Consider the following 10343-nt stretch of genomic DNA (forward strand, 5'->3'; position numbering starts at 1 on the left):
TTACTTCGAATGTAGATCCGCAGCGCCGATAGAGGAGGAAGATGCCTGTTCAGCGGGAACGGGTGAGGTGACGTTTGTCTACGTTGCCGCGTTCTGGGTTCTGGGACGCGTAAAGTACGCACAGGCCGGTCCACGATCAGCAGGAGGCGCACATGCCGCTCCCCGGGGCGCTCGAAAGCTCGCCGCGCGAGTTCGCGGACGCTGTGCTGACCCCTGGCAGCGCGCGCTCGCTGCTCATCACGACGCTCGGCGAGCTGGTGTGGCAGACCGGGGAACCGGTGTGGACGTCGACCCTCGTGCGCGTCCTCGGCGGGCTGGGCATCGAGGAGCAGGCGGCTCGGCAGGCGATCGCCCGGGCGTCGGGATCGGGCTGGATCACGCCGGAACGCCACGGGCGGGAAGTGCGCTGGTCGCTCACGGACAAGCTGGCGCACATCTTCGAGACCGGCTCTCGCCGCGTGTACTCGCTCAGCGACCCGTACACGAGCTGGGACGGCACCTGGCTCGCCCTCTGGGTGATCATCCCGCAGCCGCTGCGCCGCGCGCGCCGGCCGCTCTACGCGGGCCTGACCTGGGCGGGCTTCGGGAATCCGGCGCCGGGCCTGTGGCTGACGCCGCACGTCGAGCGGTCGGGCGAGGTCGGCGGGCTGCTCGAACAGCTCGAACTGAAGGAGCACACGTTCGCGTTCACCGGCGCGCTGGACGCGGTCGGCCTCCCTCGCGACCAGGTCGTGGAGCGCGGCTGGGACCTGGCCGCCTTGCGGGCCCGGTACGAAGAGGTGTGGCAGGCGATGGACTCGCTGCGCCCGAAGACCGAGGACGAGACGCTGTTCACGCATCTGCGGCTGATGAACGAATGGCAGGAGTTCCCGCGGGTCGATCCGCAGTTGCCCGAGGCGATCCTGCCGGACTGGGCGGGCCGGCGCGTCGCCCGGCGGATCGAGGCGCTGCGGGCGGAGTGGACGCCCGTCGTGCGTCGCCGTTTCGCCGAACTCAACACGGCCTGAGCGCCGAGCGATTCCCTCAAGGAGCGTGAATGGACACGGCGACCACGTGTCAGAACCGGCATGACTTCCAGCCCGGCGGTCCCGAGATCATGTTCGGGGTCGACCAGCTGACCGCCGACGACGCCGGCTTCCGGGCGTCCATGGTCAGCGGCCCTTGGTCGGCAGGGCCCGCGAACGCGGCGGCTGTCGGCGTGCTCGCGGACAACGTGCTCGGGTACGCGCTCATCGCTTCGGCCCCGCTCGGCAGGTGGTCGGTGAGCACGGAGATCTCGCTTGACTTCTGCGGTCCGCTGCCCTCGGACGGAACACGGTTGTCGGCCGAGGCCCACGTCGTGCACGCATCATCGGGCGCGGGGCTCGCCGAGGGCTCGCTGTTCTCCTCCGGCGGCGAGCTGGTCGCCCGATGCCGTCAGTGGGGGCGCTTCATCGAAGCGACCCCACAACGGGACGGCGGCACAGGCGGGTTCTCCGGTCCCTGCCGATCGGTCGCCGAGGTCACCGGCGCCGTGCTGGGCGATGCCCGGGCCGTCGACGGCCTGGCCTGGTTCTCGCTGCCCGTCGAGGAGGATCTCGTCAATCCGCTCCGGACGCTGCACGGCGGGGTCACGTTGTGGCTGGCCGAACTCCTGGCTTGCCGGGCGGTCGATTCGGTGGCGTCCGGTCTCGTTCCAGCCTCGCTGGCCGTGAGTTATCTCCGGCCGTTCGTGGTCGGCGACGTCGCCACGTTCCGCGCGGATGTCGCCAGCCGGGGCCGCAGGCTGGCCGTGACGCACGTGACGGGGCTCAACGAAGCCGGGAAACCCTGCATCGTCGCCTCGGCGCACCACCACGGCCCCGGCTGAGGGCTACGGCGCGCCGACGGCGGACGGCAGGCTCGCCGCCAGTGTACGCAGAATCCCGGCCGCCTCGGCCGCCATCCGGGGCACGAACTCCGCGACGTCGACGAGTTCCTTGATCGCCGAGGCCACCTGGCCGGTCATCACCAGGCTGTTCTCGGTGTCGCCCTCGGTCTGCGCCCGCTGCATCGATTCGATCTTCCGCCGGGTCAGCTCGACCGGATCCGCATTGTCCCGCCTGGCTTCCTCGATGAGCCGCAGTGACGCCGTGTTGCGCAAGCCGCGGCAGGGGCCGTACACCCCGTCGAACGCCACATCGTCGCCCTCCTCGGCGTCCAGCAACGCCTGGATGTATGCCGGATGCCAGTCGGAGTTGGCGGTGCTGGTGATGAAGCGGGTGCCCATCGCCACGCCCTCGGCGCCGAGCGAGAGCGCCGCCGCCAGTCCCCTCCCGTCCCTCGCTCCGCCAGTGAGCAGAACCGGCACGTCGACTGCTTCGGTCACGCTGGGTACGAGCACGAAGCTGTGCACGGCCTTGCTCGGTGCGTGCCCGCCCATCTCGAAACCCGCGGCGATGACCACGTCGACCCCGGCTTCGGCAGCCTTCACCGCCTGGCGGGTCGAGCCGACCTTGTGCTGGTGGACCATCCCGGCGTCCTTGATCCGGGCGATGTAGTCCCCGGGAAACCCGGCCGACGTCGTCAGCACGCGCAGCCGCCGGGCCAGTTCCGGATCCGCCGCCCGCGCTTTCAGCGCGGTCCGGATATAGATGTCAGTGAAGGGAAGCACGTCTCCGTTGCTGTCAACTCCGACGGGGATGTTCACGGCGAACGGGCGCTCGGTCATCCCGGCGCACTCCTCGATGTGCTCGCGGAAGGTCCGGGCGCCCGCCGCGATGTCCTCCGGCATCCCGGGCATCGAAACCGTGCCGAGGCCGCCCGCATTGGACACCGCCGCAGCGAGTTTCGGGGTGCGGAAGGGGCCGAGGCCTTCCTGGACGATCGGGTGCTCGATCCCGGTGAGCTGGGTGTAGCGGTTGACGATCGGCGGCATGCCGGGCTCCGTTCGACGATAGATATTTTACGCGGATTGAGATCAGATTGCGTGAGGTGTAGAGTATCGAACAGAGCCGACGAGAGGAACCCGCAGCGATGACCCAGGCGTCTTCGGCAGCGATGGCCAGACTGGTCGAAGCGGCCCGCGACCCCCGTGCCTACCTCGGGCAGTGGCGCGGCGCGCATCCCGGCCGTCCCGTGCTGGCGATCCTGCCCATGAACTTTCCGCGCGAACTGGCCCACGCTCTCGGCGCGCTGCCGGTGATCGTCCAGGACGATCGGGAGCCGGTCACCGAAGGCCGCGCGCTGCTGGCCGAGTTCTATTGCGGCTACACCCGCAACCTCGCCGATCAGGTGGCCACCGGCCGGTTTTCGGTCTACGACGCGGTGTTCACCGCCGACCACTGCATCCAGCTGATCGGCTCGGCCGACATCGTGCGCGCGCTGGAACCGGACAAGACGGTCTTCCTGGGCATGCTCAACTCGTCCATGAACGACTCGTGGGCGGGCGAGCGGGTCGCGGAGATGATGCGGCGCATCCGCACGGAGCTGGAATCGTTCACCGGTGAGGAAATCGACCCGGACGCGCTGCGCGGAAGCATCACGGCGTACAACCGGGATCGCCGGCTGATCCGGCGCCTGCTCGACGAGCGCAGCGCCGGGGAGACCGCGTTCAGCCCGGTGGAACTGCAGGACATCATCGCGTCGAGCATGGTGATGGACCCCGGCGAGCACCACGCCCTGCTGTCCGAGGCGCTGGGCGAGCCGCGGCGGTCCGAACGCGACGACCGGGTGCGCGTGCACCTGTCGGGCCACCTGTGCCACGCGCCGCGGCGCGAACTGCTCGAAGTGATCGAGGACAGCGGCGCGCTGGTCGTCGACGACGACCTGTACCACGGCCGCCGGTACGTCTCCGCCGACGTGGCGGAGACCGGCGACCCGATGGCGGCGCTGGGGGAGTGGTACGCCCGGCGCAACGTCGCGATCCCTTGTCCCACCAGGGTTCAGCAGGACGTGGACTGGGACGGCTACCTGGTCGACTCCGTGCACGCCAGCGGGGCCGAAGCGGTGATCCACCTGATACCGAAGTTCTGCGAACCGCACATGCTCTACTACCCGGAACTGCGCAAGCGGCTGGACGCGGAGAACATCCCGCAGCTGCAGATCGAGACCGAGCACGAGGGCATCCCGATCGAGTCCTTCCGCACGCGGATCGAGGCGCTGGTGGAACGCACCCGACGGCGCCGTCCCGCGCACGTCTGACGCCCGAGCCGACAGGAGAAGCTGCGAAATGCTGGAAACCAAGGAAAAGCCCGCCGAGGACAAGACGAACCGGCTCGGCATCACACGGGTCGGCGGGCAGATGATCGCCGACTACTGGGAGGACCTGTTCACCGCGCGGGAACAGGGCAAGCAGATCGTCTGGTACAACGGCGGTGCGCTCAACCCCATGTTCCAAGCGGCCGGGCTGGCCTGGTGCCACGGCGAGGCGTTCGCCGCGCGGCTGGCCGCACAGAAGCTCGAGGGCCCGGCGCAGCTGGCCGGGGCGGAGTACGGCTACAACGCCGAACTGTGCTCCTACTCGCGCACGCACCTGGGCTGCTCCGTGCTCACCGTGCAGGGCTCGGAGGGCGACCAGACGGGTGTCGTCGGGGTGCACGACCAAGAGGTGCTCGCCGCGAAGCTGCCCGCGCCCGACTTCTTCGTCAACAATTACGCGGGCTGCAGCACCGGCCAGCAATGGGACGGCATCTCGTATCGCGTCTTCGGCAAGAAGCTGCCTATCTTCAACATCTCCCACCCGTTCCTGTGGGGCAACAAACCGGACTCCGGTTACCTCAAGGGCGAGGAATGGGAAGACGCTTCGAAATTCGTCGCCGAGCAGTTGCGGAATCTCATCGACTTCCTCGAACAGCAGACCGGCCGGCCGTTCGACTACGACGCGCTGTCGGAAAGCATGACCTACATCAAGCGCGCCGCCGAGCTTCGCCGCGAGGGGCTCGATCTGTGCAAGGCGAAGCCCGCGCCCGCCACGTTCTGGGACTGGATCGCGAGCGTCGCCCCGATCAATTTCCTGCCCGGCGAACAGGATCTGGTCGACTACTTCGCGGCCGTGCGCGACGAGATCCAGGACCGGATCGACAACGGCGTCTCGGCGGTCAAGGACGAGAAGTACCGGCTGTACTTCGACGGCATCATGAACTGGAACAAACTCGGCTTCCTGTCGAGGAAATTCGCCGAGTACGGCGTGGCGGTGCTGGCCGGGCGCTACATCCAGAACGCGTTCTGGCAGGAGCCGCAGCTGATCGAAACCAGCGACCCGATCATGGGCATGGCGCAGCATTACCTGCTGTGCCCCACCAACCACGGTGCCAAAACGCTGGAGTACCTGACGTTGCGGGACTGCGAGGAGTACGACCTCGACGGGCTGGTGTTCCACTCCACCCGCACCTGCCGCGCCTTCACGGGGCCGCAGCGGCTGCTGGCCAAGTCCGCGCAGGACAAACTGGGCATCCCGTCGATCTTCTTCGAAGGCGACGTGGCGGACGCGGCGTTCTACAAGGACGGCATCCTGGAGTCGCGTCTGGTAGCCATGCTGGAAGCGATCGACGTCCGCAGGCAGCGCGGGGCGTTGCCCGCCGGGTTCGTGCCGATCTCATGACCGCGTACTACCTCGGGGTCGATCTCGGCTCCACCACTGCGAAGGCCGTCGTCGTGGACGAAACCGGCGCCATCGCGGGGGCCAGCGTGATCCAGATGGGCGCGGTGAGCCGGAAAGGGATGCACGCGGCCATCGACGACGCGCTCGCGGACGCCGACATCGCCGAAAGAGATGTGCGCGGCACTGTGTCGACCGGGTACGGGCGCAAGCTCGTACCCGGCGCGCAGCGGACGTTCACCGAGATCACCTGTCACGCCCGGGGCACCGCCGAGATGTGCCCCGGGGCCAAGCTGATCATCGACATCGGCGGCCAGGACAGCAAAGCGATCACCGTCGACGCGGACGGTCTCGTGGACGACTTCGCGATGAACGACCGCTGCGCCAGCGGCACCGGTCGGTTCTACGAGGTGCTGGCGCGGGCGCTCGAATGCGAGATCGGCACGCTGGGGGAGCTGGCGTTGCGCGGCAAGCAGGATCTGGAAGTCAGCAGTATGTGCGCGACCTTCGCCGAGACGGAGATCGTTTCCATGCTGGCGGAAGGACTTCCGGCGCCGGACATCGCGGCGTCCGTGCACCGCGCGATCGCGGGCCGGACGCTGGCGCTGGTGGCGCAGGTCGGCCGGCACGCGCCGGTCGTGCTGACCGGTGGCGTCGCCAGGAACCCCGCCGCCGTGCGGTTCCTGGAACAGGCACTCGACCTCGAGGTGCGGGTGCCGGAGCATCCCCAGATCACCGGTGCCTACGGTGCCGCCCTCCTCGCGAGGGAATCGTCAGGCCCGGTGCCTGCCGGCCAGGATGCCGACACCGATGTCCAGCTGTTCCCCAGTGGCGGGGCAGGACATTCGTGCGCCGGGTGCGACGGCTCCCCGGGCGGCGCTGTCCACCTCGGCGAGACGATCGCCCTTCGCCGGGGCTGACCATTCGAACGGCATAGCGTGGGGCTATGCCGTTCGAATACGGGCTCGTGGGCTGCTGGGCCAGTTTCGCCGAGTGCGGGTCTCACGCGAGATTCGGCACCCGAACTGGCTCACCCGGCACGACATCAGGCGTAGTGGGTCACAGAAGCCCTTTCGCGGCGAAGGCCACGCTCGGAGCGTCATATCAGCGCCGGTAAGGCACGAACTCCCGGCCGTACCGCTCCCGTGCGATGATGATCTTCTGGATCTGGGCGGTGCCGTCGGCGATCTCGACCGCCATCACGTCACGGAGCCGCTGCTCGAAAGGGAGTTCCTCGGAATAGCCGTAGTTCCCGTGCAGCAGCAGGCAATCCTTGACCGCCTGGCTCGCCGTCAACGGGCCGTACCACTTGGTCATGGCGGCCTCCGCGGTGTGGCGCAGCCCCTCGGTCCTGCGCCACAGCGCGGAATAGCACAAGAGGCGAGCCGCCTCGAGCGTCGTCGTGTGCTCGGCGAGCGGGAACGACGCGCCTTCGAATCCCGCCAACGAGGAGCCGAAGGCGGTGCGGGTGCGCAGATACTCCGCAGTTTCGTCGAGGCATGCCTGCGCGCAGCCGATCCCGGTGAGGGCGAGCAGCGGGCGGGTGAAGTCGAATCCGTTGAGCACAGCGCGAAAAGCCGAACCCTCGGGGCCGATCAGGGCGTCCTCCGGTATTTCGACCTCGTCGAAATGCACGAGCCCACGTCCCAGCGGCCGCCAGCCGGTGTCCGGCATCGCCGCCTTCGACACCCCGGCCAGGTCCAGGCCGACCAGAAACGCCGAGACTCCCGCGTCCTGCCCGTCCCGGCAGGTCCGCGCGGTCACGATCATCGCTTCGGCGTTGGCGAGCATGGTGACCGAGGTCTTCTCGCCGCTGATGCGGTAACCACCCTCCGCGGCGACGGCCTTGGTCCGCAGCGCTCCGGCGTCGGAGCCCGAACCCGGTTCCGTCAGCCCGAATCCGACGAAGGTCTCCCCGGAGACGAGCCGCCCCAGCCAGTCCGCACGGACCCGCGGCGACCCGTGCCGGTGGATCAGCGCGGACATCAGCAACACAGGGATGACGGCGTTCGCGATATTGAAGTCGGCGTACGCGAGCTCCTCGATCGCCAGACCTGCCGCCACGTAATCCTCGTCCGCGAACGGGTTGTGCTCGGGCCCGGCCAGCAGCCCCAGCACGCCGAGGTCTGCGACCCGCCGGTGCAGCTCCCACGGGAATTCCTCGCCTTTGGCGCGAGCCAGGTACCCCGGAGCGAGCTGATCGCGGGCGAACTTCCGGACCGCGTCCCGCACCGACGCCTGGTCCTCGGTCAGACCGAAGTCCATGGATTTCCCTTCTCTGGAGCGGATTTCCCGGCCCCCCATCAGGCAGGTTAGGACATTAGTTGACGTAGGGCAATACGTAGTCTCAAATGGTGTCAAATATTAGATGCGGTCAGGTCTCTCCCGTCGGCCGAGGGTGCGCCTGCCCGATCACGGCAGAGGATTTCCCTGAGCGACCACCGCCGAGGGCATCGTCGTCCACAGCGCCGAGATGCCGATCTCGATCAGCGGCGCGGTCTGAACAATGCACGAGGATACGGTCGTTTTCCCGCCAGCCGTACGGCCTCTGACCAACTTCCCGGTTCTGTTTTCAGTCGACCCAGCGGACGGAGCGCTCCAGTTCGTACTGGGGGCGTAGTTGTGCCGGGCAGCGACTTCGTAGCTGGAGACGAAGGCGTACTCGTCGCAGTCGAACGGCCCGCCGGTGGGCGGCTTCGGAGGCATCTGCTGCGTGTCGCAGAAACTCCTCGCCACCCTGTCGTTGCGAGTGGGCGGGAGGCGTCGCTGCGGGCGCTGGCCAGATGGTGCAGTTTCCCCGGGAGCCGGGGATCCGCCCAGCAGCCGCTTGCCCGGCTTCTGCGGCACTGTCGCCTCGGGTTGGTGCGAGCCTCGTCGATGTGCGCGGCGCGTCCGGCGACTCCTGGATCGGTCTTTGAATACGACATGCCCGGCACCGTGCGGTCGAAGATACCGCCCTGCTTGTCTCGCAGATCGAAAGCGCGGTCGAACCTCAGGCCGCCCTCGGGGACTGAACGATTTCAGGTCGACGTCGCGTGTCGGGCTAAGCTCGTACTCGAACACCCCCTGCACCAGCTGCTCCCCGAATTCCGCACCCGGCCGGTAGCCGTCGACAGCAGATCGTGGCGTTGCGGGATCTGCGGGGCCTGCGCATTCGACTCACCGCCTACCTTCGCGTGTCCGTGCTCAGCGCGGCCCAGTCCTGAAGCGATCCGAAACTGGTGCTGTCGTCCGTTTCCCGGTGCCCAATCTCGATGGCGTGATACCTGCGGCGATGACCAGCTCGCGACAGCGAAGGCACCTCGGGTGACGGGGCCGCGGTTGTCGGCCCGGTCGCAGTCAGAGGCTGGTAGTGCAGCAGCGAATCGAGATCTCTGGCGGCTGAGGGATTCTTGAACGCTGGACACGGCAGGTCGGTCTGGCCGGGCACCGCGGGGAGCTGAAGTTCAGGCCGACCGGATTCGCGGTGACCGACGCTCGTCGACCTCGTCGGACTCGACATCGAGTCATCGCTCGGCAAATGGTGCAAGACCGCATCATCTTCCGGCAGGCCAGGAGCATATAGGCGGCGTTTTCGGGACTGGTCCCGAAAACGCCCGTCAGGCTTGACCTCAGTCAACTGAGGGAGGTGATAGGTCTGTATGGCTGGGCCAACGCTGCGCGACACTGCGGTGCATCGCGTTCTGCCGCCATCCGGCGTGGGGCCGCGGCACTGCTCGTCATCTGATGAGCGGGGACGTTGTGATGCCGGGCTCGGCGCCCTGATCGAGGTCACGGCCGCCTGAAGACTCGGGCCGGGTGGGAACCTGGCCCCTCTGCCCGGCCCGCGCGCCTCGACCGTGCGTAATTTCCCCTGACTCCGCGCGGTCGAGGCGCATCCAGAACGTGGTCGAACCTGTTGTGGGAAATCATAGTTCGACATGGTCACGTCTCACTTGCAGAGCAGTTTCCGCAGGACGGCGCAGAAGGTCATCTATCCAGACGGCAGGTTGTCGGCCGAGGTGCGCCCGGTCGCGGATGCACCGACCGCGTGAGAGCACGCGTCGGCGTAGATCTGCGCGGCGACCTGACCGCACCACTGCAGCCGCAATGTCTTGAACGGGAACCGGCGAACTGGTGCACGACGAGTTCCTGCGCCTTGTCTTCGGTTCCATCCGCTCGCGGACCTTTATTTGTTTTTTGTCGCACGCGGAATGTCTGTGCCGCGATTTCGCGTGCCGTGTACGTGAAGGAGTGCTTAAGAATGCACATCAAAAAAACGCCAGCCGTTCTTTCCCTGATCGTTGCAGCCGGACTTGCCGCAACCGTGGGCACTGCCACGGCTGCGGTCCAGCACCAGAAGCACGGGCTGGGCCTGAACGTCGCCGCTCTGCGCGCCGCGCAGTCCAGGAGTCACGTTCACCCCACAGCTCAGCCGGTCCACCCGCTCGGGGCCGCGGCCGCGCCGCCGAGCGCCGACTTGACCCACTATGCCAACGTCCCGGGCGACCAGGGGCAGGTCGGTTCGTGCGTCACCTGGGCGACCGGCTACACCGGTTATGGCGTGCTGATGAATGAGCAGGGCATCACCGGCGGCCCGATGGCCCCGATGTTCATCTACAGCCAGATCGCGAAGGGCAACGACCAGGGCACCGACGCGGGCGTCGCGCTGCCGATGGAGCAGCAGCAGGGTATCGACACAAAAACGGATTACACCCAGGGCGACACCGACTTCACCACCCAGCCCACGCAGGCCGAACGCGACAATGCCTGTCCTGGTCGAGAATGCGGCAACCCCGGTTTGACC

The 10343-nt window shown here is 67.8% G+C and carries 7 protein-coding genes and 1 pseudogene; 6 read left to right on the forward strand and 2 right to left on the reverse strand.

Going from position 1 to position 10343, the window contains the following annotated elements:
• Positions 1–152: 152 nt before the first annotated feature.
• Both EIZ45_RS47530 and EIZ45_RS38110 read left to right on the forward strand, forming a co-directional pair.
• Positions 153–1007, forward strand: a complete 855-nt coding sequence (locus EIZ45_RS47530; RefSeq protein ID WP_134668241.1) for a PaaX family transcriptional regulator C-terminal domain-containing protein — start codon at positions 153–155, stop codon at positions 1005–1007.
• A 29-nt stretch (positions 1008–1036) separates the two neighbouring features.
• Positions 1037–1849 carry a PaaI family thioesterase gene (locus tag EIZ45_RS38110; RefSeq protein ID WP_134668240.1) on the forward strand — a complete coding sequence of 271 codons (813 nt, stop codon included), beginning with the start codon at positions 1037–1039 and terminating at the stop codon, positions 1847–1849.
• A gap of 3 nt (positions 1850–1852) precedes the next feature.
• Here the strand turns inward: EIZ45_RS38110 and EIZ45_RS38115 are convergent, their stop codons facing one another.
• Positions 1853–2896, reverse strand: coding sequence for a nitronate monooxygenase family protein (locus tag EIZ45_RS38115; protein ID WP_134668239.1), 1044 nt, complete (start codon positions 2894–2896; stop codon positions 1853–1855).
• 98 nt (positions 2897–2994) lie between these two features.
• Here EIZ45_RS38115 and EIZ45_RS38120 point away from each other — a divergent pair, with 98 nt between their 5' ends.
• From EIZ45_RS38120 to EIZ45_RS38130, 3 genes are read left to right on the forward strand one after another with little or no spacing between them, the layout of a single operon-like run.
• On the forward strand, positions 2995–4161 hold the full coding sequence (locus EIZ45_RS38120) for a 2-hydroxyacyl-CoA dehydratase subunit D (RefSeq protein ID WP_134668238.1): 1167 nt from the start codon (positions 2995–2997) through the stop codon (positions 4159–4161).
• 28 nt (positions 4162–4189) lie between these two features.
• Complete coding sequence (locus EIZ45_RS38125) at positions 4190–5560, forward strand: 2-hydroxyacyl-CoA dehydratase subunit D (protein ID WP_134668237.1); 1371 nt, start codon at positions 4190–4192, stop codon at positions 5558–5560.
• Positions 5557–6477 carry an acyl-CoA dehydratase activase gene (locus EIZ45_RS38130; RefSeq protein ID WP_134668236.1) on the forward strand — a complete coding sequence of 307 codons (921 nt, stop codon included), beginning with the start codon at positions 5557–5559 and terminating at the stop codon, positions 6475–6477. The genes EIZ45_RS38125 and EIZ45_RS38130 overlap by 4 nt, the downstream gene beginning before the upstream one ends.
• A 184-nt stretch (positions 6478–6661) precedes the next feature.
• On the opposite strand, the gene EIZ45_RS38135 is transcribed toward EIZ45_RS38130, so the two are convergent.
• On the reverse strand, positions 6662–7822 hold the full coding sequence (locus EIZ45_RS38135) for an acyl-CoA dehydrogenase family protein (RefSeq protein ID WP_134668235.1): 1161 nt from the start codon (positions 7820–7822) through the stop codon (positions 6662–6664).
• A 1978-nt stretch (positions 7823–9800) separates the two neighbouring features.
• On the opposite strand from EIZ45_RS38135, the pseudogene EIZ45_RS38140 reads away from it, so the two are divergent.
• Positions 9801–10343, forward strand: a pseudogene (locus EIZ45_RS38140) (peptidase); the annotation flags it as partial.

The sequence above is a fragment of the Amycolatopsis sp. CFH S0740 genome (assembly GCF_004522315.1).
Lineage (GTDB): Bacteria > Actinomycetota > Actinomycetes > Mycobacteriales > Pseudonocardiaceae > Amycolatopsis > Amycolatopsis nivea.

What these genes read in the sequence shown, in the direction of transcription:
- EIZ45_RS38125 (WP_134668237.1), top strand. Translation starts at nt 4,190, where the DNA reads ATGCTGGAAACCAAGGAAAAGCCCGCCGAGGACAAGACGAACCGGCTC.
- EIZ45_RS38120 (WP_134668238.1), top strand. Translation starts at nt 2,995, where the DNA reads ATGACCCAGGCGTCTTCGGCAGCGATGGCCAGACTGGTCGAAGCGGCC.
- EIZ45_RS38115 (WP_134668239.1), bottom strand. Translation starts at nt 2,896, where the DNA reads ATGCCGCCGATCGTCAACCGCTACACCCAGCTCACCGGGATCGAGCAC.
- EIZ45_RS47530 (WP_134668241.1), top strand. Translation starts at nt 153, where the DNA reads ATGCCGCTCCCCGGGGCGCTCGAAAGCTCGCCGCGCGAGTTCGCGGAC.
- EIZ45_RS38135 (WP_134668235.1), bottom strand. Translation starts at nt 7,822, where the DNA reads ATGGACTTCGGTCTGACCGAGGACCAGGCGTCGGTGCGGGACGCGGTC.
- EIZ45_RS38110 (WP_134668240.1), top strand. Translation starts at nt 1,037, where the DNA reads ATGGACACGGCGACCACGTGTCAGAACCGGCATGACTTCCAGCCCGGC.
- EIZ45_RS38130 (WP_134668236.1), top strand. Translation starts at nt 5,557, where the DNA reads ATGACCGCGTACTACCTCGGGGTCGATCTCGGCTCCACCACTGCGAAG.